The sequence below is a fragment of the Microvirga sp. 2MCAF38 genome (assembly GCF_052115485.1).
Taxonomy (GTDB): Bacteria; Pseudomonadota; Alphaproteobacteria; order Rhizobiales; family Beijerinckiaceae; genus Microvirga.
In genome coordinates this window covers 168,534-192,500 of the sequence record NZ_JBFRGU010000004.1, presented here as the reverse complement: position 1 = coordinate 192,500, position 23,967 = coordinate 168,534, and the positions used below count along the sequence as shown (strand labels likewise).

General features: G+C 61.4%; 18 protein-coding genes and 1 tRNA gene (1 of these 19 cut by a window edge). 9 read left to right on the top strand and 10 right to left on the bottom strand.

Annotated elements, in window-relative coordinates; translation table 11 throughout:
• From AB4072_RS09895 to AB4072_RS09880, 4 genes are all read right to left on the bottom strand, one after another.
• A protein-coding gene (locus AB4072_RS09895) for a cadherin domain-containing protein (protein ID WP_441967593.1) crosses the window boundary here: on the bottom strand, positions 1-1,960 show its 5' portion. It extends 188 nt beyond the left edge of the window; 1,960 of the gene's 2,148 nt are visible here — the first part of the coding sequence; the start codon lies at positions 1,958-1,960; the stop codon falls past the left edge of the window.
• Positions 1,961-2,166: 206 nt separating this feature from the next.
• Positions 2,167-3,792, bottom strand: a complete 1,626-nt coding sequence (locus AB4072_RS09890) for a calcium-binding protein (RefSeq protein WP_441967592.1) — start codon at positions 3,790-3,792, stop codon at positions 2,167-2,169.
• A gap of 260 nt (positions 3,793-4,052) precedes the next feature.
• Positions 4,053-4,128: transfer RNA gene (locus tag AB4072_RS09885), tRNA-Ala, on the bottom strand.
• Positions 4,129-4,212: 84 nt separating this feature from the next.
• A complete protein-coding gene (locus AB4072_RS09880; RefSeq protein WP_441967590.1) occupies positions 4,213-4,593 on the bottom strand; it encodes a TIGR02300 family protein in 381 nt (126 codons plus the stop codon).
• A gap of 173 nt (positions 4,594-4,766) precedes the next feature.
• Between AB4072_RS09880 and aroA the strand changes: the two genes are divergently transcribed.
• The 4 genes from aroA to AB4072_RS09860 all read left to right on the top strand — a co-directional run bounded on the left by aroA (position 4,767) and on the right by AB4072_RS09860 (position 8,097).
• Positions 4,767-6,116 carry a 3-phosphoshikimate 1-carboxyvinyltransferase gene (aroA, locus tag AB4072_RS09875; RefSeq protein WP_441967588.1) on the top strand — a complete coding sequence of 450 codons (1,350 nt, stop codon included), beginning with the start codon at positions 4,767-4,769 and terminating at the stop codon, positions 6,114-6,116.
• Positions 6,117-6,124: 8 nt separating this feature from the next.
• A complete protein-coding gene (cmk, locus tag AB4072_RS09870) occupies positions 6,125-6,766 on the top strand; it encodes a (d)CMP kinase (protein ID WP_441967586.1) in 642 nt (213 codons plus the stop codon).
• A 54-nt stretch (positions 6,767-6,820) separates the two neighbouring features.
• Positions 6,821-7,627, top strand: a complete 807-nt coding sequence (locus AB4072_RS09865) for a DUF1194 domain-containing protein (RefSeq protein ID WP_441967584.1) — start codon at positions 6,821-6,823, stop codon at positions 7,625-7,627.
• 98 nt (positions 7,628-7,725) lie between these two features.
• Positions 7,726-8,097, top strand: coding sequence for a methylglyoxal synthase (locus AB4072_RS09860; RefSeq protein WP_441967583.1), 372 nt, complete (start codon positions 7,726-7,728; stop codon positions 8,095-8,097).
• A 107-nt stretch (positions 8,098-8,204) separates the two neighbouring features.
• Here AB4072_RS09860 and hrpB read toward each other — a convergent pair whose 3' ends face one another.
• The 3 genes from hrpB to AB4072_RS09845 all read right to left on the bottom strand — a co-directional run bounded on the left by hrpB (position 8,205) and on the right by AB4072_RS09845 (position 13,865).
• Entirely contained in the window at positions 8,205-10,673 is a 2,469-nt protein-coding gene (gene hrpB / locus AB4072_RS09855) for an ATP-dependent helicase HrpB (protein WP_441967581.1), read from the bottom strand.
• 204 nt (positions 10,674-10,877) lie between these two features.
• Entirely contained in the window at positions 10,878-11,495 is a 618-nt protein-coding gene (locus AB4072_RS09850) for an HAD family hydrolase (RefSeq protein ID WP_441967579.1), read from the bottom strand.
• 81 nt (positions 11,496-11,576) lie between these two features.
• A complete protein-coding gene (locus tag AB4072_RS09845) occupies positions 11,577-13,865 on the bottom strand; it encodes an NADP-dependent malic enzyme (protein WP_441967577.1) in 2,289 nt (762 codons plus the stop codon).
• Between the two features lie 153 nt (positions 13,866-14,018).
• Here AB4072_RS09845 and mutS point away from each other — a divergent pair, with 153 nt between their 5' ends.
• The 4 genes from mutS (at position 14,019) to AB4072_RS09825 (ending at position 20,160) form a co-directional block, all read left to right on the top strand.
• Positions 14,019-16,727, top strand: coding sequence for a DNA mismatch repair protein MutS (gene mutS, locus AB4072_RS09840; protein ID WP_441967575.1), 2,709 nt, complete (start codon positions 14,019-14,021; stop codon positions 16,725-16,727).
• A gap of 92 nt (positions 16,728-16,819) precedes the next feature.
• Positions 16,820-17,485, top strand: coding sequence for an ankyrin repeat domain-containing protein (locus AB4072_RS09835; RefSeq protein WP_441967573.1), 666 nt, complete (start codon positions 16,820-16,822; stop codon positions 17,483-17,485).
• Positions 17,486-17,544: 59 nt separating this feature from the next.
• Complete coding sequence (locus tag AB4072_RS09830) at positions 17,545-19,083, top strand: YifB family Mg chelatase-like AAA ATPase (protein WP_441967571.1); 1,539 nt, start codon at positions 17,545-17,547, stop codon at positions 19,081-19,083.
• Positions 19,084-19,245: 162 nt separating this feature from the next.
• Complete coding sequence (locus tag AB4072_RS09825) at positions 19,246-20,160, top strand: GNAT family N-acetyltransferase (protein WP_441967570.1); 915 nt, start codon at positions 19,246-19,248, stop codon at positions 20,158-20,160.
• Here AB4072_RS09825 and AB4072_RS09820 read toward each other — a convergent pair.
• The 3 genes from AB4072_RS09820 to AB4072_RS09810 are packed head-to-tail and all read right to left on the bottom strand — an operon-like array spanning position 20,115 to position 22,860.
• Positions 20,115-21,023, bottom strand: coding sequence for an SDR family oxidoreductase (locus tag AB4072_RS09820; protein ID WP_441967568.1), 909 nt, complete (start codon positions 21,021-21,023; stop codon positions 20,115-20,117). The two genes, AB4072_RS09825 and AB4072_RS09820, sit on opposite strands and share 46 nt — an antisense overlap.
• The gene (queG, locus tag AB4072_RS09815) at positions 21,020-22,270 is read right to left on the bottom strand and encodes a tRNA epoxyqueuosine(34) reductase QueG (RefSeq protein ID WP_441967566.1); all 1,251 of its coding nucleotides are present in this window, start codon (positions 22,268-22,270) and stop codon (positions 21,020-21,022) included. The genes AB4072_RS09820 and queG overlap by 4 nt, the downstream gene beginning before the upstream one ends.
• Positions 22,168-22,860: a glutathione S-transferase family protein gene (locus tag AB4072_RS09810; protein ID WP_441967564.1), complete on the bottom strand. Its 693-nt coding sequence runs from the start codon at positions 22,858-22,860 to the stop codon at positions 22,168-22,170. Before AB4072_RS09810 ends, queG begins: the two co-directional genes overlap by 103 nt.
• Positions 22,861-23,004: 144 nt before the next feature.
• Between AB4072_RS09810 and AB4072_RS09805 the strand changes: the two genes are divergently transcribed.
• The gene (locus AB4072_RS09805; protein ID WP_441967562.1) at positions 23,005-23,802 is read left to right on the top strand and encodes an undecaprenyl-diphosphate phosphatase; all 798 of its coding nucleotides are present in this window, start codon (positions 23,005-23,007) and stop codon (positions 23,800-23,802) included.
• Positions 23,803-23,967: the final 165 nt, after the last annotated feature.

The following is a 23,967-nucleotide window of genomic DNA, read 5'->3' as shown; positions in this document are numbered from 1 at the left end:
CCGTCTTCGTGAGCGTCTTGAAAATCGACTTCGCAAGATGAAGCGTGTCAGCAGCCACCGAAAAATCCACAATCTTGTCGACGTTCGTCCTCTTGTTCGGTTTCGTGTCGAAGACGAAGATGTCTTGTCCGTCGCCGCCGACGAGAACGTCATTGCCGGCACCACCATAGAGCTTGTCGTTGCCGGCTTCGCCCCGCAGCGTGTCGTTGCCGTCATACCCATAGAGCACATCATTTCCGGCCTCGCCCTGCAGGAAATCGACTCCCGGAGTGCCGTAAAGAGTGAAGGGTGTCGTCTCGACCACGTCGCCCACTTCGATCGTGAAGGTCTTGCTCACCTGTCCGCCATAGGCATCCTTGGCCAGAACAGTCAGGCTATGGTTAGCGCGGGTCTCATGGTCGAGGGAGCCGGTGAGCACGAGGTTAGTACCGTCGATGCGGAAAGGACCGTCGCTCGAAGTGAGGCTGTAGGTCAGGACGTCACCATCGGTATCGGTCGCCGACAAACTGGCTACAATGGTGCCCGCAAGAGCATCCTCCGCCACAAAGGACGAAGACAGGCCTAGCGAAGTCGGGGCAGCGTTCCAGAGTACGATCGATTTATCGCGATACTCGAGAATACGAATGTTTTTGAGTAGATCGGTTCCATCTATCCCGGTCGTTGTCCAAGTGCCATCGCCATTGTTGTGATAGGTCGCTTGATCAGATGTCCCAAAGAAGTAGGCGGTATTCGTACCGGTCCCTCCATCGAGCGTGTCGTCGCCACGCTCGCCGGCCAGCGTATCATTGCCGCCCCCACCGATCAGCAAATTGGCTTCCTCATTTCCAAAGATACGATCGTTGCCATCGCCCGTGATGACGTTCTCTATCCCTAAGAGGACGTCGAAGCCGTAACCTGTATCGCTTGCGAAGCCTTGCTGGCCTCTTAGGTCGACTTTGGCGTTGGCCGAGCCTGAATAGACGACGGTATCGACACCGGCACCTGCGTCGAGGGTGTCGTTGCCGAGTCCGCCCTCCAACGTGTCATTCCCATCCCCAGCCGACAAGAAATTAGCCGCATCATTTCCAATCAGGTGATCGGCGCCGCCAAAGGTCGTAATATTTTCAATGTTACGGATGACATCGGAGCCAAGACCGAGACCAATATTCTGCGGACCTGAAATCCTAAGGTCGACTATGGCCGAAATCGGCTGATCAAGAATTGGGATGTACGTATCCGTCCCCTCTCCTCCGTCGATATAGTCGTCACCGGCCCCAGCGCTGATGATCTCGTTGTTAGCCCCTCCATAGGCGGTGTCATTTCCGAAGCTGAGATCCACTATGCCAAAGACGGAACCACCCCGGCCATCGTAGATGTCATCTCCATGTCGGAGTCGTATATCGCCGACAATAAGGCCTTGGTTCTTGATGTACTCGTTTACACCGTATCCATTGATAGCGACCTGCGCACCGGTTCCGTCCGGATTATCATAACCGCCGATAATGGTGCCTGTATTGAGGATTTTGTTGCCTGACGCGCCGCTGTCGAACAACAGAATCGCCTCAAATCTTTGGGTGGAAATCACTCCATTATTGATGATCGTGTTGTTGCTTCCCAAGATGGTGAGGGCACTACTAAGGCCCGCAGAGATTTCACCATCGTTGATGATCTGATTGTTGCCGATGCCCCCTCCGCCAACGCGAGCGCCATATTGGTTTCCAAACAGGACTGCACCCTGTCCAACGGTAAGAACGTTGGCATTTCCTGTGAGGTCGGCGCCATTAACGCCTCCATTTACGATGCCGTAGATCGATACTGTGGCTCTGCCCGTCCCCAAAATTCCTGTTCGAGCGGCATTGAGCACACCAAGGCTCGTTACGATCACTGAATTACCTTGCGACGCTGTCGCTCCGTCTTCGCCAGCATTGACGGTTGTTGAGATTACCTGCGCCATTTTTCCCGACCTCAAAAGGAGATGCATGCGACACCTCCCGCTGCGTCGCCCCATTTGAGTGGCTAGGATTACGCGGTCATAACGGCGCAGGGTGCGAAGACGCACTCTCGCCTAAGGATTCCAGTCCGGGGGAGGTATCTCTCGGTGTGGCGCACCGGCCGGGCACTCGCGCGCGGCTGAATGCCCGTCCGATCACGCGATGCGCGCGATCGGACAGCAACGTTCCACCTTCGTCAGACGATAAAAAAGTCTTTGAAGGTCAGCTTAAGGCCCTTTGAGAGCTGCGCGAAAGCAATTGCCGCGCCCTTCCCGCTCCCGTCCGCATCATACGAGAGAACGCCGCTATTGGCGTTGTAAATGATACGGTCATCGCGATCATGAGCCTTATCGCCGATATGGAAGGCGGAGGATTTCAGGGTTCCGACCTTGGTGATCTTCGTGAAGATCGCATGGTCGAGACGGATGGTATCCTCCGACTTGAAATCAGTGATCTTGTCGACATTTCTGGTTCTGTTGAGCGCCGTATTGAAGACGAAAGTGTCCGCGCCGGCACCACCGGTCAGCACATCGTTTCCTTCACGCCCTTCCAGCACATCCTTGCCTGCTCCACCGATGAGCTTGTTCTTTCCGGCGTTACCGACAATGGTGTTGGCGAACTTGTTGCCCGTCAGCGTGAGCGCGCTCGTACTTTTTCTATCCGCTGCCTCGAGACCTTCGATGAAGTTGAGATCGACGAGCGACGAAGAACGATCGACCAGAAGTCTGTCGAAGCCACCGATATCGATGAGAGTGTCCGCACTGTTGGCGATATAGGTGTCGTCGCCCAAGCCGCCGATGAGGATGTTGGGGCCCTCGCCGCCGTCAAGCGTGTCGTTACCCGTGCCACCGTCGAGAATGTCGTGCCCCGCACCGCCGGACAGAAAATCGTCTCCGCCGTTGCCATAGAGGACATCGCGACCGTATCCGGCGGAGATGCTCTCGGCATACTCACTGCCGTTGATCCGGTCGTCGAAGCTGCTGGTAGGGTTGCTTCCTAGAACGACCGAGATCGTCTGATCGGCGCGGCCCCAATTGATCAGAGTCATGTCCGTCAGATCGAGCCAGGTCGCTTGCGCTCCGCTCGTGAAGACGATGGCGTTCGCGCCGGATGCGGAGCCTTGGATCTGGGATGCGGAGAAGCTGTTTGCGTCGATGGTCGCAATCGTCGGCGCCCCCACATCGGCGAACCGCAGAATGTCGATATCGAGGATCGCCTTGAAGGAGGCCGAACCGCGAATCTCCACGATGTCCGTCTCATCCGCCCCGCCTTCACCGAAGACGTTGCTGCCGAAAATACTGATATCGGTCGCGCCGTTCCCGATCACGAAGGTGTCGTTGCCCTCGCCGCCGATGGCCGTCGTTCCGTTTTGCTGGCGAATGTAAATATGATCGTTTCCGCCTCCACCGCTGATCTGATCTCCAGCGAGGCCATAGCTCGACAAATGGTCGTCGCCGTTCGTTCCGCCAACCGTATCGGCCCCGGCGAGAAGCTGATCCAGGCTTGCCAATCCGCCCTGCTGCTTGAAGATCTGGAAGAATGTCGCCAGCGAGAACGAGAGGCCGCTCATGCGCACGACATCGTCCCCATTCAAGTTGCTAACCACGACCGTGTTGATGGTGCCGGCGGTCGGCGTCAAACCGTCATAGGTGAAGCCGTTACCGGTAAACGTCACGGAAAAATCGGCAAGCGGACCGGCACTCGTGTTGTGAATCGTGAAGTCGCGATTCGTGTTCAAGGGAATATCGAATGCACGCGGATCGAGGATCGCCTCGATCGTTACGTTGCCGGGAAAATCCTCAAAGAATGTCACGTTCGCCATGGGAAACTTTCATCGATTCGCGTGTCGGGGACCTGGGCGCCGGATGGAACCAGTCTGCGCAAAACTTAAGTGAATTTCTGATCGGGCGACCCATCCGTTTCTATTGGAATAGGCCGCATTCACGCCCTGCGCGGACGTCGGCCGCCAACGCTGGACGAGCGCGAACAACCGCGTGCATGGCCTCGGTTCAAATGAAGCTAAGCGGCTGCGAGTTTCTTTTTTGGAAGGGTCAAGGAACCTGCCGTTCCTTGGAAGATATTTGGTGGAGCCAGGCGGAATCGAACCGCCGACCTCTTGAATGCCATTCAAGCGCTCTCCCAACTGAGCTATGGCCCCACTCTGGTCCGCAGCGTTTGGGGCACCGCGGAAAGGGTCGCTGTCGAAGCAGCGGCGTCTCTATAGTCGGGTCTGACGCGAGGTTCAAGCCTCTTCGTCGTCTTCGATGTCGCTATCGATCAAATCCGACACGTCGTCGTTACCTTCCTCTTCTTCTTCAAGGAAAGTGTCGTCCTCACTGACGTCCGTACCAACGTCGATATCGTCGTCGGAGGGCAGATCCTTATCTGCTTCTGCCGCCTCGACCTCGTCGAGAGAGACCAACTCCGGGCCCGTTGATTCGAGCTCGGTGTCTTCCTCTTCCTTAGCGGCGCGGGCGACGACAGGTGCGGCGACGCGCGCGAGCGCAACAGCCTGGAAGACTGTGCCACATTTGGGGCAGGTCGCAGGATCTTTGTTCAGATCGTAGAACTTTGCGCCGCAGCTCATGCACTGGCGCTTCAAGCCGAGTTCCGGTTTGGCCACGGTGTATGCCTTCGAATAAGAAAAGTTGAGAGCGCTCCCCGTTAGTCGCGGGGAGAATTCTTGTCAAATACGAAATTGTGGCTCTTCTGCGAGCATCCCTCCTCGCCGGGATGACGGCGTCAAAGCCTCGTGTTAGGAGCGCACGGAAGTTCAAGGAATTCAAGGGGGAAAGCATGTCACACGGGCACGGGCCGGCATCGCAGGTCACGAGCAAGGCAGGAGCGGGCCTGAAGGGCCGCATCCGTGTTCCGGGCGACAAGTCGATCTCCCATAGGTCGATGATTTTTGGCCTTCTCTCCATCGGCGAAACCCGGGTCGAGGGCCTGCTCGAGGGGGACGACGTGCTGCGCACGGCCGAGGCCTGCCGCGCTCTAGGGGCTCAGATCACCCGTGAGGGGGAAGGCCGCTGGCGCATCCGTGGCGTGGGCATCGGCGGGCTGACCGAACCGTCGGGCATGCTCGATTTCGGCAATGCGGGCACCGGCTCGCGCCTGATGATGGGCGTCGCCGGCAGCCACCCGATCACCACGACCTTCGACGGCGACGCTTCCTTACGCAAGCGCCCCATGCGCCGCATTCTCGACCCTCTCGTGAAGATGGGCGTCACCGTCGTCAGTGAAGCCGAAGGCGGGCGCGTGCCCCTCACCTTGCGCGGACCGCGCGAGACGACGCCCATCGTCTACGAGACGCCCGCCGCCTCGGCGCAGATCAAATCCGCTATCCTGCTGGCTGGCCTCAATTCCCCCGGCAAGACCACCGTGATCGAGCGGGAGGCCACCCGCGACCATACGGAGCGGATGCTTCGCCATTTCGGTGCGCGCGTCGAGGTCAAACCCCATGGGGCGGACGGTCGCGAGATCACCCTGCAAGGACAGCCGGAGCTTCGCGGTTCGAGTGTCGTCGTGCCGAGCGACCCCTCCTCGGCCGCCTTCCCGCTTGTCGCGGCCTTGATCACGCCGGGTTCGGAAATCGTGCTCGAGGGCGTGATGATGAACCCGCTGCGTATCGGCCTCATCACGACCCTTCTCGAAATGGGCGCTTCCATCGAGCGCTTGAATGAGCGGGATGAGGGTGGGGAGACGGTGGCGGACCTGCGCATCAGCACAAGCCGCCTCAAGGGCGTCACCGTCCCGGCAGGGCGTGCCCCGGCCATGATCGACGAATATCCCATCCTCGCCGTTGCAGCCTCTTTCGCCGAAGGCGATACGCGGATGCAGGGTCTGCACGAATTGCGGGTGAAGGAATCCGACCGCCTTGCCGCTGTCGCGGACGGGCTTGGCGAAGCAGGCGTGCGCTACACCATCGAGGGCGACGATCTCATCGTCCACGGGACCGGCGGTCCCGTGCGCGGAGGCGGCAAGCCTATCGCGACGCATCTCGACCACCGTATCGCCATGTCCTTCCTCGTCATGGGGCTTGCGACGCAAGAGCCGGTCACAGTGGATGACGGGGCGATGATCGCCACCAGTTTCCCCACCTTCATCCCGCTCATGCGCGGACTCGGCGCCGAGATCAGGGATTGAGCCGCCCCATGATCATCGCCATCGACGGCCCCGCCGCCTCAGGCAAAGGTACCCTCGGAAAGCGCCTGTCGGATCATTTCGGTCTAGGCCATCTCGATACCGGCCTTCTCTACCGAGCGGTGGCCCGTGCGCTCATCGACCAGGGAACGCCGCTCACGGACCGCGACGCGGCAACCCTGGCCGCAATACGCCTGGACGCCGCCCACCTCGACGAGAGCCGCCTGCGCGGTGCCGAGATGGGCGAAGCAGCCTCCGTGATCTCCGCGTATCAACCCGTGCGAGACGCCCTCCTCGCCTTTCAGCGCCAGTTCGCCGCGCAGGCGAAAGGAGCGGTCCTGGACGGGCGGGACATCGGAACGGTCGTCTGTCCTCATGCGGATGTGAAACTTTTCATCACAGCCTCGCCCGAGGAGCGTGCCCGTCGCCGGCACAACGAGCTTCTCAAACGGGGCGAGAACACGGAATTCGAAACGATCCTGGCCGACATCCGCCGCCGCGACGAGCGGGACATCGGCCGGGCCACGGCCCCCCTCCGCCCAGCTGAGGACGCGATCACGCTCGATACGACGCGTTTCGATGCCAATGCCTCTTTCGAGGCGGCTTTGAAGCTCATCGCGGAGAAGATTCGTCCAAACCTAACCTTGCCCTAACGGCAGATTCAACCCAAACTCATCCGAGCCGTCTGCCTCCGAGAGGGGAAAGCAATGGTTCGGTACGCCCTGAAATGCCTCGCCGCGGGCCTTACTCTCGCCTTATGCTCCATGAGCTTGACCTCTCCCGCCTTGGCGCAGCCGGAGGTCGATCTTGCCCTCGTCATCGCTGTCGACATTTCATATTCCATGGATACGGACGAGCAGGCCCTCCAGCGTGAGGGTTTCGCGCAGGCTTTCCGCTCCCCGCTCGTCCACGACGCCATCCGCAACGGCCTTAACGGCCGTATCGCTGTAACCTACATGGAATGGGCGGGATCGGGCGACCAGCAGGTGATCATACCCTGGACGATCCTGGACAACCTGGAAGGACTTCTGGCCTTCGCGGAGAAAATATCTTCGACTCCCTTGCGCCGAGCGCAGCGAACTTCAATTTCGAGCGCCATCGACTTCGGCGCGAAGCTCTTCGGCCAAAGCAATGTCAAGGCCGCAAGACAGGTGATCGATGTCTCCGGTGACGGGCCGAATAATCAAGGCCGCTCTGTGACTGAAGCCCGCGATGAGGCAAACGCCAAGGGCATCATCATCAATGGCTTGCCGCTCATGCTCCGCCAACCGGGCTATCTCGACATCCCCAATCTCGATGCCTATTACAAGGAATGCGTGATCGGCGGCCCAGGTTCGTTCATGATTCCCGTTAGGGATCGCGATCAGTTTCCACAGGCCATCAAGACCAAGATCTTGCTGGAGGTCGCCAACATCACGCCGCCTGAAATTGTGAAACTCCAGCGCATTCAGGATACCCCACGCCCCGGTTGCTTTGCCGGTGAATTGCAGTGGCGTGAACGCTGGAACAACTGATAGGGCGCGATCCGGCACAGCCTTGAGATCGCGTTTGAACCAAAAGGGATAGGGTGGCGCGGTGGACCATAGCCGGCGCGCGATAGCTCTAGGGGGACATGAAGCAACGAACTTTGGCGCTTGTCGCGCACGATGCCAAGAAGGACGACATGGCGGACTTCGTGGCGATGTACGAGAGCGCGATCAGCCCTTTCTCGCTCTATGCCACAGGCACGACCGGCGGGCGCATCATGGAGCGCTGCCCCGCTCTCTCCGTAATACGGCTGAAGAGCGGTCCTCTCGGCGGAGACCAGCAGATCGGCGCGATGATCGCCGAGGGCCGCATCGACGCCCTCTTCTTTTTCGTCGACCCGCTCTCCCCTCACCCGCATGATGTGGACGTGAAGGCGCTGATGCGTCTGGCGCTTGTCTACAACATCCCGATGGCGCTGAACCGCGCGACGGCAGAGCGACTGATCAAGACGTTTTAATCCGATGCTCGGTTTCACGGGATGAACCCCTCCCCGTCATTCCGGGGCCGCGTCAGCGGAGCCCGGAATGACAGGCGAGGATTCCAGAATGACGGGCGCGCCGCTCATCACGTCCCGCGCGGCTTCGCGCGCCGGGTCGGTGGGGCGGACAAGGGATCTTCCGGCCATGGGTGCTTGGGATATTGCCCGCGCATATCGGCGCGCACCGCCGTCCATGAGCCGCGCCAGAAGCCCGGCAGATCGCGCGTGATCTGAATGGGGCGTTGCGCAGGCGAGAGCAGATGCAGCACCAACGGAACGCGCCCTGCGGCAATCGTCGGATGCTTGTCGAGACCGAACAGCTCCTGCACACGCACTGCCAGAACCGGTCCTTCCTCCGCCCCGTAATCGATGGCGATTTCGGAACCCGTCGGCACCTCGATATGGGTCGGCGCTTCCGCATCGAGACGGCGCTGAAGATTCCAGGGAAGAAGACTCCTCAACGCCTCGCTCAATGTATCCGCGCCGACGTCGTTCAAACTGGTTTTGCCCACGAGATGCGGCGCGAACCATTCTTCCGCTGTTGCGACCAGCGCCTCATTGGAAAGGTCGGGCCATTCCTCGCCTTCCGCGCGGCGCAGAAACATCACACGCTCGCGCCATTGCGCCAGCGCTTTGGAGAGCGGCAGCGCGTCGATGCCGAGGCTCGCCAAACCCGCCGCAAAAATGCGCGCGCTTTCCTCCGTCGCCGGCACGGACAAAGGCCGCTCGTTCAGGACGAGAGCGCCATAGCGACGAACGCCGCGTGCCCGCAGGGCCTTGGCCTGTCGATCGAACGTGACTTCCTCGCGCTGCTCGATATCATCCGCATAATCGGCTTCGATCTCCACGAGCGAAATGGGAGCCGCCGCCAGAATGCGGGCGGAGGCAGCATCACCGGCGATCTCCGCAATGGCGAGAAACGGTTCGCGCGCCAGCCGCTCATGCGGCTCCAGAACCCCGCCGCGCCCATTGGCCATGAGATATTCGCCCTGCTTGCCGCGCGCTTTCGCGATGCGATCGGGATAAGAGAAGGCGAGGAGCGAGCCTGTCGAGAGCGCGCTGTTCTCTTTTGAGACGCTATCACTTTCCTTCGCCCAGCCTTGCGCCATGCGCCGCATATCCTCGGCGCGTTTCGAGCGGTCACGGCGGAAGCGATCGACACGCTCGCTCAGATCCACCACATCGCCGCCAAGACCGCGCTCCACGAGCACGGCGGCAAGCTCCGCCGCCTCCCGTGCCTGCCCATGCGAACCGGCGACGAGAACCATGCGGGCGAGACGCGGCGGCAGAGGTAGGTTGCGCAGGCGCTGGCCTTCTTGAGTGATGCGGCCACCCTCATCGAGTGCAGAGAGCTGTTGTAGAAGCACCCTCGCCTCCTTCGTCGCGGGCGCGGGCGGTGGATCGAGGAAGGCGAGCGCCGAAGGATCAGTCACGCCCCAAGCCGCGCAATCAAGAAGAAGTGGCGCAAGATCGGCGGAGAGAATTTCCGGTCGTGCGAAGGCTTCCAACGCGCCTGTCGCCGCTTCTTCCCAGAGCCTGTAGCATATGCCGGGTTCCGTTCGTCCCGCGCGTCCGCGCCGCTGATCGGCGGCAGCGCGCGAGACGCGTACGGTCTCAAGGCGCGTCAGGCCGATATTCGGCTCGAAGACCGGAACGCGGGCGAGGCCGGAATCAACCACGACGCGCACGCCTTCGATGGTGAGCGATGTCTCGGCAATGGAGGTCGCCAGCACGACTTTGCGGCGTCCTGGCTTGGCGGGGCTTACCGCAAGATCCTGCTCAACACGGTCGAGCGCGCCGTAAAGAGGCGCGATATCGACGGCGGGATCGTTGACGCGCTCGCGCAGTTGCGTTTCCACGCGGCGGATTTCTCCCTGTCCCGGCAGAAAGACGAGAATGGAGCCGGGCTCGGCGCGAAGCGCGCGCGTAACCGCATCCGTTACCTGCTCCTCGATGCGCCGGTTCGGATCGCGCCCGAGATAACGCGTCTCGACGGGATAAGCGCGGCCCTCCGATTCGATGACCGGCGCATCGCCAAGAAGCTTCGCGACCCGCGCACCATCGAGCGTGGCAGACATGACGAGAAGGCGTAAATCCTCCCGCAAGCCGCCCTGCGCATCAAGGGCGAGGGCAAGGCCGAGATCGGCATCGAGTGAGCGTTCGTGAAATTCGTCGAAGAGAACGGCAGCGATGTTTTCCAGCGCCGGATCGTCCAGGATCATGCGGGCGAAGACGCCCTCGGTCACGACCTCGATGCGCGTCTTGCGGCTGATCTTCGAGCCGAGGCGTACGCGAAGGCCGACGGTGTCGCCGACGGCCTCGCCGAGCGTTTTCGCCATGCGGTCCGCCGCCGCGCGGGCCGCGAGACGACGCGGCTCCAGAATGATGATCTTGCGGCCCTCGACCCAGGGCTCATCGAGAAGAGCAAGCGGCACCCGCGTCGTCTTGCCCGCACCCGGCGGGGCGACGAGCACGGCATTGGACCGCGCCCGCAGGCTCGCCGAAAGATCGGCAAGCACGGCATCGATGGGAAGGCTGGTGTCGAAAGCACGCATACTGCGTGATGGCGCAAGTGGTGCTGGAGGGCAAGACGATTGAAAGGGGGAGGCTCTCTCTCTCCCTGTGGGAGCGGGTTGGGGTGAGTGGTTACGCCCCCTCACCGGATGGACCTGTAACCCCTCACCCTCGCTTCGCTCGACCTCTCCCGACGGGAGAGGGGAAGGGCGGCGCAACCGCTCTGTCGCCTTCTACAAACGCCCCTACGCCGCTATCCCATACTGGCGCAGCTCACTCGCAAGGTCCGTCGTCTCGAGGCAATGGATCGCGTGCATGCCGACAGCCCGCGCGCCTTCCACATTCGCCTTGGAATCGTCGATGAACACGCAATCTTCCGCGACGAGGCCGTAGCGGCTGAGCAGGAGATTGTAGATTTCCGGCTGCGGTTTCAAAAGCCGCTCATCGCCTGAGACGATGATGCCGTCGAAGCCGCCGAGATACGGAAAGCGCCTCTGCGCCAGCGCCAGTTTCGGGCTCGAGAAATTCGTGATGCAGTAGTTCGGCACACCCTTTTCGCGCAGGCGCTCCAGCACCGCCACGTTGTCCGCGAAATCACCAGAGACCGTCTCTTCCCAGCGCTCATGAAAAGCGCGGATCGGCTCTTCATGGTCAGGATGCTCGCGCACAAGAAGCGTCACGGCCTCTTCCCAGGAACGCCCGCGATCCTGCTCCAGATTCCAGTCATGCGTACAGACCGTGGACAGAAACCATTCCATCCGCGCCTCGTCGTCGAAAATCTTGCGGTAGAGATTACGTGGATCCCACCGCAGCAAAACGTTGCCGATATCGAAGACGACGGTGGTGGGTTGTTGTCCGGCCATGTCGGCCTCCCTTTTTCAAAGTGACCGAAACGCTTCGCCGTTGGATCGGCAAAGCGTTTCAGGTTGAGACGTATATGAAGATCAGCCGCCAATATTGAACGCCGCAAGCGCCGCCATGTTGACGATGTCCGCGTCGGTCGCGCCGAGCGAGACGATCTGAACCGGCTTGTCGAGGCCGACCGCCAGGGGCCCGAGCACCATCGCGCCGCCGAGTTCCTGCAGCATCTTGGTGGAGATGGACGCGGAGTGGAACGCGGGCATGACGAGCACGTTCGCAGGACCGGTGAGACGGCTGAACGGATATTGCGCCATCAGGTCGCGATTGAGCGCCACATCCGCCGACATTTCACCGTCATACTCGAAATCGACGCGCATGCCGTCGAGAATATGCACCGCTTGTTGGATCTTCTCGGCGCGCTCGGCTTTCGGATGACCGAAATTGGAGAACGAGAGGAGTGCTACACGCGGCTCATAGCCAAGACGACGCGTCACGCCCGCCGCCTCGATGGCGATCTCCGCGAGTTCCTGGGCGGTCGGCATTTCGTGAATCGCGGTGTCTGCGACAACCACGGTGCGGCCTCGTGCGAGACAGATCGACAGGCCGATGACGCGGTGTCCGGGTTTGGCATCGATGACACGGCGCACGTCGTTCAAGGCCGTCGAGTAATTACGTGTGACGCCCGTCACCATGGCATCCGCGTCCCCGAGCGCCACCATGGAGGCGGCGAAGTGGTTACGGTCCTGATTGATCAGGCGCTGGCAATCGCGGAACAGGAAGCCCTTGCGCTGCAAACGCTCATAAAGGAACTGCGCATAGGTCGCGTTGCGATGCGAGAGGCGCGCGTTGTGTATCTCGATACCTTCACGCCCGGCGAGTTCGATGCCCGCGAACGTCGCTGTTTCGAGAACACGGTCTTCGCGGCCCACCAGAATGGCGGTGCCGAGGCCTTGATTGACGAAGGAGATCGCAGCACGGATCACCTGCTCCTCCTCGCCTTCGGCGAAGACGACGCGTTTGGGGAATTTGCGCACGCGCTCGAAGATGCGGTTGAGCGTTCCGGCCACTGGATCGAGTCGCGCCGACAATTGCGCCTTGTAGGAGCGCATATCGACGATGGGACGACGCGCGACGCCCGTATCCATGGCCGATTGCGCCACCGCCGGGGGAACCGTGTGGATGAGACGCGGATCGAACGGAACAGGGATGATGTAATCGCGCCCGAAGCGTGGTCGCGAACCTTGATAGGCCGCCGCCACTTCGTCCGGCACATCCTCGCGCGCCAAAGCTGCAAGCGCCTGCGCGGCGGCGACCTTCATCTCCATGTTGATGGTGGTCGCCTGCACGTCGAGTGCGCCACGGAAAATGTAAGGGAAGCCGAGAACGTTGTTGACCTGGTTCGGATAATCCGAGCGGCCTGTTGCGATGATCACGTCGTCACGGATGCGCGCTACTTCCTCGGGAGTGATTTCAGGATCGGGATTCGCCATCGCGAAAATGATCGGCTGCGGCGCCATGGAGCGGATCATGTCGTCGCTGAACGCGCCCTTGGCCGAGAGGCCGAAAACCGCATCAGCGCCTTTCAATGCATCCGCCAGGGTGCGGGCATCGGTTTCAACCGCGTGAGCCGATTTCCACTGGTTCATGCCCTCGGCGCGTCCGCGATAGACCACGCCCTTGGTATCGCAGAGGATGACGTTGTCCGGCGTGAAGCCCATGGCCTTGAGAAGCTCAGTGCAGGCGATCCCCGCAGCCCCCGCACCATTGACTACGAGCTTCGTCTTCTTCATGTCGCGCCCGGTCAGATGCAGCGCGTTGATCATGCCCGCTGCCGCGATGATCGCTGTGCCGTGCTGATCGTCATGAAAGACGGGAATATCCATCAGTTCCCGCAGACGCTCCTCGATGATGAAGCATTCGGGAGCCTTGATATCCTCCAGATTGATGCCGCCGAAAGAAGGGCCGAGATAGCGCACGCAGTTGATGAACGCGTCCGGGTCCTCGGTATCAACCTCGAGATCGATGGAATCCACGTCCGCGAAGCGCTTGAAGAGAACCGCCTTGCCTTCCATCACGGGCTTGGACGCCAGCGCACCGAGATTGCCAAGGCCGAGAATGGCAGTGCCGTTCGAGATCACCCCCACCATGTTGGCGCGGGTGGTGTAATCGAAGGCAAGTGACGGATTTTCGGCAATCGCCTTCACCGGCACGGCAACACCGGGGGAATATGCCAGCGAAAGATCGCGCTGGGTCGCCATGGGCTTGGTCGGCACGACTTCGAGCTTACCGGGACGCCCCTGCGAGTGGAATTGCAGCGCCTCCTGGTCGGTGAACGTAGGGCGGCTGCGACGGTTCTGGGGCTTGTCGGTCATGGTGTTTTTAATCGAACCCTTGCAAAGGCGTTTCCTGAGATGGCCCGTGACCTTAAAGCACGGACCCGTATTTTCTCAAGACTTGTCCACACCCCACCCCTGAACCTCAACAGCACGGGTGAAAGCCCGGGCCGGCTTTGCTAGAAAGGGTCAATGTCCGCTCAAACCCTTCCCCAGCCGCCCGAAGACACCCCCGCGCCAGCCCCAAGCGGTGCGGAGAACCGCGTCACGCCCATGATGGCGCAATATGTCGAGATCAAAGCGGCCAACCCGGACAGCCTGCTGTTCTACCGGATGGGCGATTTCTACGAGCTCTTCTTCGAGGATGCGGAAATCGCCAGCCGCTCGCTCGGCATCGTGCTCACTAAGCGCGGCAAGCACCAGGGGCAGGACATCCCCATGTGCGGCGTGCCCGTGGACCGGGCCGACGATTATCTCCAGCGCCTCATCGGCCTCGGACACCGGGTCGCGGTCTGCGAGCAGACGGAAGACCCCGCGGAGGCCAAGAAACGCGGCGCCAAATCCGTGGTACGGCGGGATGTGGTGCGCCTCGTCACTCCCGGCACCATCACCGAAGAGCGGCTTCTGGAGCCCGGGCGGGCGAATCTCTTCCTCGCCATCGCCCGCCGCCGCGCTTCCGATACCGCATGGTCCTACGGCCTTGCCGCCATCGACATTTCCACCGGCCATTTCGTGTTGAGCGAAACGGATGGCCTCGGCCTTTCCGCCGAGATCGCGCGCTTCGAGCCACGCGAAATCATTGTCTCGGACGTGATCCACGACGATCCGGATCTGCGCGCGTTCTGGAGCGAGACGAAAGCGGCCGTCACCCCCCTCTCCCGCGACGGGCTCGATCCTGCCTCCGCCGAACGGCGCCTGAAAGATTATTTCGGTATCGCGACACTCGATGCCTTCGGTACATTCGGAACCAGCGAGATCACGGCGGCAGGCACGGCCCTGTTCTATGTAGAAAAAACGCAGATCGGCAGTCGCCCCGTCCTCAATCCACCCATTCGAGCTGCCACGAACGCGACGCTTGCCATCGACGCGGCGACCCGCGCCAATCTTGAATTGACGCGCACCCTCTCCGGCGAGCGTGCGGGCAGCCTTCTCGCGACCATCGATGACACGGTCACTCCGGGCGGCGCACGTCTTCTGGCCGAGCGCCTTGCCGGACCGCTGACCGATCCCTTGCAGATTCGCGAGCGGCACGACGCCGTAGCGTTCCTCGTCGACGACAACCTCCTGCGAGACCGGTTACGCGAGATCCTGAAGCAGACGCCCGATTTCGCCCGCGCCCTGTCGCGCCTCGGCCTCGGGCGCGGCGGGCCGCGCGATCTGGCCTGCGTGAGAAGCGGGCTTGTGGCCGCGCGCGATCTTGGCCGCATGCTCCTGACGCAGGATCTGCCGCGCGACCTAGCCTCTGCGGCGGAGCGCCTGCAATCATTGCGGACCGATGCCGCCGATGAATTGGCAGCTGCGCTCGCCGACGAGTTGCCTCTGCTGAAACGTGACGGCGGTTTCATTCGCGCAAGCTTCAATCAGGATCTCGATGAGCTGCGCGATCTGCAGCAGGATTCGCGCCGCTTCATCGCCGCATTGCAGGCACGCTATGCCACCGAGACCGGCTGCAAGACGCTGCGCGTGAAACACAACCACATGATCGGCTACTTCGTCGAGGTGCCGCAGAATGTGGGCGAAGATCTGCTGAAGGCCCCCTGGAAGGAAACCTTCGTCCATCGCCAGACCATGGCGGGGGCGATGCGTTTTTCCACCGTCGAACTCGGCGAACTGGAAGCCAAGATCGCCTCAGCGTCCGACCGGGCTTTGCGCATCGAACTCAGCCTCTTCGATGAGATGAGCGAGAAACTGCTCGCTCTCTCTTCCGACATAGCGTCAGCTGCGGAGACGATCGCCGCCATCGACGTCTCCGCAGCTCTTGCTGAACTCGCCATGCGTCACGACTGGACGCGACCTATCGTCGACACGAGCCTCGCCTTTGCCATCAAGGGCGGTCGCCATCCGGTGGTCGAGTCCGCGCTGAAACGGGACGGCACGGCCTTCATCGCCAACGATTCCGAACTCTCCGGCGATGGCGCTGGCCATATCCTGCTCATCACCGGCCCGAACATGGGCGGTAAATCGACTTATCTGCGCCAGAACGCGTTGATCGTCGTGCTTGCGCAGATGGGCTCCTTCGTTCCGGCCAAACACGCCCGTATCGGTATCGTCGACCGCCTGTTCTCACGCGTCGGCGCGGCTGACGATCTGGCGCGCGGACGCTCGACCTTCATGGTCGAGATGGTCGAGACCGCCGCCATCCTCAATCAGGCAACACCGCACTCGCTTGTCATCCTCGACGAGATCGGACGCGGTACAGCGACTTTCGACGGCCTTTCGATTGCGTGGGCAACCATCGAGCATCTGCACGAATCCAATCGCTGTCGCGCATTGTTCGCAACGCACTTTCACGAACTGACCGCGCTCTCCGAACGCTTGTCGCGCATCGAGAACGCGACGCTGAAAGTCACCGAGTGGAACGGTGAGGTCGTCTTTCTCCACGAGGTCGTGCCGGGTGCGGCGGACCGCTCCTACGGCCTCCAGGTCGCGCGTCTCGCGGGCCTGCCGAACGCAGTCGTCGAGCGCGCGAAGATCATCTTGAGCGAGTTGGAGAATTCCGACCGCGAACACCCCAAGCGCACCTTGTTCGAAGATCTACCGTTATTCGCGGCTCCCGTACGAACGGAAGCGCCGAAGGTACAGGTCGATGCTCTTCGGGAAGCCATCGATGCCATCGACCCGGACCAGATGACGCCCCGAGAGGCCCTGGACGCGCTCTACCGCCTGAAAGCGCAACGCTGATTGTGGAACGGCCATTGTTTGGTCATCAATATCATCGAATGACGTTGCGCTCCGTGTTGCGCGGCATCCGCAAACGTTCGGAGAGGAGGATCATGCGCCATGTTTCTTTCGCCCTCTTTCTGGTCGTCGCCCTGATGCCCTTCGCCGCTCGTGCATCGGCACTCCATGACGCCGTTGCTGCAGAAAATCTCTCTCGTGTCGGAGAGTTGATCGCATCCGGCGAAGCCGTAGACGCGAAAGACACTCTCGGCCGCACGCCTCTCTTGCTTGCGACCGAACTGAACAACATCGAAATCGCGCGCGTGCTGATCGCCGCCGGTGCCGATGTGAACGCGAAGGATTCGAAACTCGACAGCCCCTATCTTTACGCCGGAGCGGAGGGACGCCTCGACATCCTCAAACTCACCCTCGAACACGGAGCCGATCTCGCGAGCACAAACCGCTACGGTGGCACCGCTCTCATTCCGGCGGCGGAACGCGGGCACGTGGAGGTGGTGCAAACGCTGATCACAGCGGGCGTCAATGTCGATCACGTGAACAAACTCGGATGGACGGCCTTGCTCGAAGCGATCCTCCTCAGCAATGGCGGGCCCGCGCATCAGAAGATCGTCCGGCAACTGATCGCAGCCGGCGCCTCCGTGAACCTCGCCGACCGCGAAGGCGTCACCCCGCTTCAGCACGCGCTCGGCAAGGGTTTCCAGCCTATCGCGGCCATGTTGCGCGAGGCGGGGAGCTCGCTGAACCGGTTGAAAATGTAACGCTATCGCATTTCGAATGACCAAGCTAAACTCCGGATTGTTCGCGGAGAGTTCCCTTCATGGTCATGCACGTTTCCACTGTCGCCTTCGAGGGCATCGAGGCGCGCACGGTTGATGTGCAGGTCCAGATCGCGCCGGGAAACGTGGCTTTCACCATTGTGGGGCTTCCCGACAAGGCGGTTGCGGAATCGCGAGAGCGCGTGCGCTCCGCCCTGATCGCCTCGGGGCTGGCCCTGCCCGCCAAGCGAATCACCGTCAATCTCGCTCCTGCCGATTTGCCGAAAGAAGGCAGTCACTATGATCTTCCTATCGCGCTCGGCGTGATGGCGGCCATCGGCGCACTCCCGGGAGATGCCCTCGCGGGCTTCACGGTTTTGGGCGAACTCGCCCTCGACGGAACGATCACCTCGGTCGCGGGCGTTCTCCCGGCCGCCATCGCGGCAAACGGGCGTGGACATGGGCTCATCTGCCCGGCGGCCTGCGGCGCGGAAGCCGCCTGGGCCAGCAGCGAAATCGACATTCTCGCCCCACGCTCGCTGATCCAGCTCGCCAATCATTTCAAGGGCACGCAGGTCATGGCGCGCCCCGAACCGGCGATCATGCCGGCCTCAGGCGCGATGCCTGATCTCAGAGACATCAAGGGCCAGGAAAGTGCCAAGCGGACGCTGGAGATCGCGGCGGCCGGTTCTCATGGGCTCCTGATGAGTGGCTCTCCGGGGGCAGGCAAATCCATGCTCGCTCAGCGGCTGCCTTCGATCCTGCCCCCTTTAATGCCGCGCGAATTGCTGGAAGTGTCCATGATCCAGTCCATTGCGGGCCTGATCGAGGAAGGGGCGTTGTCGAACCGACGCCCTTTCCGTGCTCCTCACCATTCTGCCTCCATGGCGGCGCTGGTCGGTGGAGGCATGAATGCGCGGCCGGGCGAGGTTTCGCTCGCCCATAACGGCGTGCTGTTTCTGGACGAACTCCCCGAATTTCAGCCGCAAGTGCTCGATTCGCTGCGGCAGCCGCTGGAGACCGGCGAAATCATGATCGCCCGCGCGAATCACCGAGCGACCTATCCGGCTCGTTTCCAACTCGTTGCCGCCATGAACCCCTGTCGTTGCGGACATGGCACCGAGCCCGGCTATGTATGTCGCCGTCAGCCCAACGACCGTTGTATTGCGCAATATCAAGCGCGTCTTTCAGGCCCGTTCCTGGACCGAATCGATCTCGCTATCGAAGTTCCAGCGGTGACCGCGTCCGATCTTTTGCTCCCCGCCCCGACCGAGGGTTCGGCGGAAGTCGCCGTTCGTGTCGCCCGAGCCCGGGAGCGGCAAGCCAAACGCTATGCGGCCTACGAACTCGACGGCGTCACCACGAATGCCGCCTGCCCAGCCGCTCTTCTCGACGAGGTCGCCCAGCCTGATTCGGACGGCCTTGCCCTGATCCGCAATGCGGCGGATACGATGCGCCTGTCGGCCCGGGGCTTTCACCGAGTCCTGAAAGTGGCACGCACATTGGCCGATCTGGATGGAGAAGACAGGGTGCGCCGCATGCATCTGGCGGAAGCGCTTTCCTACCGTGCCCATACCGACCGGCGGCAGACAGCTGCCTGATTCCATAGGTTGCGCCGAAGGGAATCATGGTAAATACGCGTTGGCGATGTCACAGAATTGTTCGAAATGAGCTTTATGTCCAAGGTTAACCTTGGCAGCAGCGCCAGGACGGTTAGGCTCAGTGGGGTTTTTATGATCTCTCCTTCGATGGAAACCAGAACGATGCCTGTTTCCGCAGACATCGCTCGCACTCCTCCCTTCAAACCGGGAAAGCTGAGATTATTGCCGGGCTTTAACAGGACCGTCCGCCACTATGCCGATCTCGACCCCGTTCTTGGGCGAATCGGCTCCCTCGAAGTGCGCCTTGCCACGACAACGGCGGAAATCCGCGCGGCGCAGAAACTGCGTTTCAAGGTCTTTTACGGCGAGATGTCGGCCGAGCCGAACGGAACCGCCCGCATCTCCCGCCGCGATGTCGACGAATACGACGCGCTCTGTGACCATCTGCTCGTGCTCGACCACGATGTGAAAGCGAAACCCTTCCGGACCGGCAAACCAAAAGTTGTCGGCACCTATCGCCTGCTTCGGCAGGAAGTGGCGGATCGCCATCGCGGTTTCTACACGGCAGCGGAGTACGATATCGCGCCGCTGATCAAAGCTCATTCCGGCCTGCGCTTTCTCGAACTCGGCCGCTCATGCGTGCTCAAGCCTTACCGCACCAAGCGTACGGTCGAGCTTTTGTGGCAGGGAATCTGGACGTATGTGCAGCATCACCGCATCGATGTGATGATCGGTTGCGCCAGCCTGGAGGGGACGAACCCGCGCGAATTGGCTTTGCCCTTGAGCTTCCTCCACCACTTCGCCTCAGCTCCCCCGAACTGGCAGGCGAGTGCGGTGCCGACGCGATTCACGCCGATGGATTTGCTGGCGAAGGAAGCCATCAATCCGAAGACGGCGCTGCACGCCTTGCCGCCGATGATCAAGGGCTATCTGCGCTTAGGTGCCACCTTCGGGCGTGGCGCGGTCATCGATCGGCAATTCGGGACGACCGACGTTCTCGTGATCCTTCCCGTCTCGGCCATCAGCAAGCGCTACGTCGAGCATTTCAGCGCCTCGGCCAATCGTGACGCGGCCTGAACGAACTCGCCCGTGGCGTAAAGCGCCTGCAGCCCTTCGCGATAAGTCGGGTAGGCAAGCTTCACACCGAGTTCGGTCTTGATGAGCTTGTTCGATATGCGCTTGCTCTCCGAATAGAAGCTGCGCGCCGTCGGCGTGAGATCCGCTTTGTCGAAAGAGATCAGGGACGGAGGCTCGATGCCCGCGAGACGCGCCGCGTAAGCGACCACGTCGGAAGCAGGTGCGGGCTCGTCATCGGCAACATTGTAGATCGCGCCTTGCCTCGGTTGTTTGAGCGAAGCGGCAAGAACGGCAGCGATGTCTTCAACATGGATACGGTTGAAGACTTGACCCGGCTTGTCGATGCGGCGCGCCTTGCCGCGTGCGAGATCGACAAGCGCGTTCCGGCCCGGACCATAGATCCCCGTGATGCGAAAGACATGAGTCGGCGTGTTGTTTCGTCTGCCGATATCGAGCCATGCGTTCTCGGCCACCAGACGTTGAACAGAGTGACGGCTCGCGGGTACGGTTGCCGCCGCCTCGTCGATCCAGGCCCCGCCGTGATCGCCATAGACGCCAGTCGTCGACAGATAGCCGATCCATCGTGCTCGCTTTGCGTTCGCGATACCTTCGCTAAAACGTTTGAGAATCGGATCGCCATCAGCATCGGGCGGCGTGGAGATCAAAATGGCATCCGCTTGCGCAATCTCCGCATCGAGATCGAGGTTCGGGTCGGACAGTGCATAAGCATGAATGCCGGTTTTCTTCAGACGCTCGGCCTTATCCTGCTCGCGCACTGTGCCCGCAACGCGCGAGAACTCCGCGCCATGGTGGCGGATCAGCGTCTGCGCTGAAAACCCAAGACCGAAAACAAAAAGATTCATGCAACATTCTCGACAGCGGAAGTGGAGCCAAGCGCGCGTAGCCATTCCTCGCGCACATCGGGATCGGCCTCCGCCTCGTAACGCCCTGCGGCATGCCGCGCTACGGTCTCCGCGGAAAGAAGCCGACCTGCCGCCCAGATCGCCATAGCGCGCACGAGCGGCGACGGATCATCGAGAAGCTGCACAGCTTGGTCGGCAAGCGCCGGCCTCCCTGAATTGCCGATGGCGATGAGCACGTTGCGGATGAAACGATCACGCCCCGTGCGCTTGATCGGCGTGCCGGAAAACATCGTGCGGAACGACGCGTCGTCGAGACGGGCGAGTTCGGCCAATGGCAATGCGGCGAGATCGTCCCGCTGCTGCAGTCGCACTTCGCGCCCGGCCTGGGCGAACTTGTTCCAGGGACAAACCGCAAGACAATCGTCGCAACCAAAAATGCGGTTGCCAATGCCGGGGCGCAGATCGGCCGGGATGTGCCCCTTGTGCTCAATGGTGAGATAGGAAATGCAGCGTCGCGCATCCAGTTGATATGGCGCCGGAAAAGCATTGGTCGGACAGATGTCGAGACACCGACGGCATGAGCCGCAATGATCGCGCTCGGGAGCATCGGGGGTCAGTTCGGCCGTGGTGAAGATCGCGCCGAGAAACAGCCAGTTGCCGAACTCGCGCGAGACGATAACCGTATGCTTGCCCTGCCAGCCGAGCCCCGCCGCTTCGGCGAGCGCTTTCTCCATCACCGGCGCGGTATCGACGAACACTTTAACGTCGGCCCCGCCGCGAGAAGCGAGGAAACCCGCAGCCTCTTTCAACTTGCCCTTGATGACATCGTGATAATCGCGATTGCGGGCATAGACGGAGATCGAAGCCCGGTCTTTGAGCGCGAGGGTCTCCAGCGGATTATGCGCCGGTCCGTAATTGAGGCCGAGCAGGACGACGCTTTTGACCTCCGGCCACAGAGTTGAAGGATCGGCGCGCCGCTCGACGGTTTCCGCCATCCAGTCCATGGAGCCGTGCCGACCGTTGTCCAGCCACTCCTTCAGCCGCCCGGCGGCCTGAGGCGTACTATCCGGCGTGGTGATGCGGATCGTCTCGAAGCCGAGGGCCTTGGCGCGCTCGATGAAGGCGCGCTTCAGGGCCTCGCCCTCTAAAAGTCCAGATCGTCGTAATGATCCGCCGGTGCCATTCCCGCGACCCGGTCCGACAGGAGCGCGCGAAAGGACGGCCGGGACTTGATCCTGGCGTACCAATGCTTCGCTGTTTCGTCCTCTTCCCATGGAACGTCGCCGAGATAATCGATGATCGAGAAATGAGCCGCCGCGGCCAAATCCGCGTAGGTCAACTGATCGCCTGCGAGCCAATTCCGGCCGGAAATCAGATAACCGATATATTTCAGATGGTATCGCACATTGTTCCGCGCTGCGCGAATCGCGTTCATGTCCGGCGGTCCGCCGCCGAGTTCGGCAGGCATGAAACGCTTATAGATCTTCTCGGTCACGAGGTATTCGGACACCTCCTCATGGAATTTGTTGAGGAACCAATCGGTCAGGCGGCGCACTTCCATGCGCTCGGCGGCATTTTGAGGAAGAAGCCGTCGCTCGCCCAACCCGTTGCCCAGCATGTCGTCGAGATATTCCGAGATCACACCTGCGCCTGGAACGGCAAGGCCGTTGTCGTCGACCAATACCGGCAAATGGCCGGCCGGATTCACTTCCAGGAACGGCATCCGCCGCTCCCAGGGTTTTTCTTCGACGATCGCAGGCTCAAGGCCTAGCTCGACCAGGACCAAGCGCACGAACCGCGAGCGCGGGCAGAAAGGGTAATGATGAAAGATTGGCATGGGGCGTGTCAGACGCGAAACAGACGGCGACAATAAGGCCACGTTCGATTAACGGTCGGTAAGGAATTTTGGTGAATCTCATGTTCGCCACGCAGGCGAACAGCGATTGGTATGCTGTCAACGCGTTGCTGAGGATTTTCAAGCATGACGCAGTTATTTGAAGCCCTTTTCCTCGGTATAATCGAAGGCCTGACCGAGTTCTTGCCGGTCTCCTCGACGGGCCATCTCCTGCTCGTCGGTCATTTCCTCGGATTTGAGTCGACGGGCAAGACCTTCGAGGTCCTGATCCAGCTCGGCGCGATTCTCGCGATCCTTCTGGTCTATTTCCAGCGATTGCTCGCCATCGCCAAGGCATTCCCTCACGATCCGGAGGCGCGGCGGTTCGTGCTCGGTGTCTTCGTCGCCTTCCTGCCTGCCGCTGTGATCGGCGCGGCGCTTCATAGCTTCATCAAGGACGTGCTGTTCAATCCCTGGATCGTCTGCCTTGCGCTGATCGCCGGAGGATTTGTGCTGCTCATCGTCGACAGCCTGCCGCTCAAGCCGACCCAAACCGACGCCACGCGCTTTCCCCTGCCGATGTATGTGAAGATCGGCTTCATGCAGTGCCTCGCCATGATCCCCGGCGTCTCCCGCTCCGGCGCGACCATCGTCGGCGCCATGCTGCTCGGCGCGGATAAGCGCTCCGCGGCGGAATTCTCGTTCTTCCTCGCCATGCCGACCATGGCCGGAGCCTTCGCTTACGACCTCCTGAAGAACTACAAAAATCTCTCGACCGACGATTTCGGGCTGATTTTCGTTGGCTTTATCGCCGCCTTCGTCTCGGCCCTTCTCGTGGTGAAGACATTCCTCGACTACATCTCCCGCCACGGGTTCGCGCCGTTCGCGTGGTGGCGCATCCTCGTCGGATCGGCAGGGCTCGCGGGGCTGATCGTCTTCGGGTGACTCAAGCGTCATTCCGAGGATGACGCACGGTCCGCTTGACCGTGCCCATCTAAGCCACGCAGCCTCACCTGAGGAGGCGCGTCAGCGTCGTCTCGAAGGGCGAGGCGTCTCCAGTGCTCTCTGTACCCTCCTTCGAGACGCAGCCTTACAGGCTGCTCCTCAGGA

What these genes read in the sequence shown, in the direction of transcription:
- AB4072_RS09820 (WP_441967568.1), bottom strand. Translation starts at nt 21,023, where the DNA reads ATGAATCTTTTTGTTTTCGGTCTTGGGTTTTCAGCGCAGACGCTGATC.
- AB4072_RS09850 (WP_441967579.1), bottom strand. Translation starts at nt 11,495, where the DNA reads ATGGCCGGACAACAACCCACCACCGTCGTCTTCGATATCGGCAACGTT.
- aroA (WP_441967588.1), top strand. Translation starts at nt 4,767, where the DNA reads ATGTCACACGGGCACGGGCCGGCATCGCAGGTCACGAGCAAGGCAGGA.
- cmk (WP_441967586.1), top strand. Translation starts at nt 6,125, where the DNA reads ATGATCATCGCCATCGACGGCCCCGCCGCCTCAGGCAAAGGTACCCTC.
- hrpB (WP_441967581.1), bottom strand. Translation starts at nt 10,673, where the DNA reads ATGCGTGCTTTCGACACCAGCCTTCCCATCGATGCCGTGCTTGCCGAT.
- AB4072_RS09890 (WP_441967592.1), bottom strand. Translation starts at nt 3,792, where the DNA reads ATGGCGAACGTGACATTCTTTGAGGATTTTCCCGGCAACGTAACGATC.
- AB4072_RS09810 (WP_441967564.1), bottom strand. Translation starts at nt 22,860, where the DNA reads ATGCCAATCTTTCATCATTACCCTTTCTGCCCGCGCTCGCGGTTCGTG.
- AB4072_RS09830 (WP_441967571.1), top strand. Translation starts at nt 17,545, where the DNA reads ATGGTCATGCACGTTTCCACTGTCGCCTTCGAGGGCATCGAGGCGCGC.
- AB4072_RS09845 (WP_441967577.1), bottom strand. Translation starts at nt 13,865, where the DNA reads ATGACCGACAAGCCCCAGAACCGTCGCAGCCGCCCTACGTTCACCGAC.
- mutS (WP_441967575.1), top strand. Translation starts at nt 14,019, where the DNA reads ATGTCCGCTCAAACCCTTCCCCAGCCGCCCGAAGACACCCCCGCGCCA.
- AB4072_RS09825 (WP_441967570.1), top strand. Translation starts at nt 19,246, where the DNA reads ATGCCTGTTTCCGCAGACATCGCTCGCACTCCTCCCTTCAAACCGGGA.
- AB4072_RS09865 (WP_441967584.1), top strand. Translation starts at nt 6,821, where the DNA reads ATGGTTCGGTACGCCCTGAAATGCCTCGCCGCGGGCCTTACTCTCGCC.
- AB4072_RS09860 (WP_441967583.1), top strand. Translation starts at nt 7,726, where the DNA reads ATGAAGCAACGAACTTTGGCGCTTGTCGCGCACGATGCCAAGAAGGAC.
- AB4072_RS09835 (WP_441967573.1), top strand. Translation starts at nt 16,820, where the DNA reads ATGCGCCATGTTTCTTTCGCCCTCTTTCTGGTCGTCGCCCTGATGCCC.
- AB4072_RS09805 (WP_441967562.1), top strand. Translation starts at nt 23,005, where the DNA reads ATGACGCAGTTATTTGAAGCCCTTTTCCTCGGTATAATCGAAGGCCTG.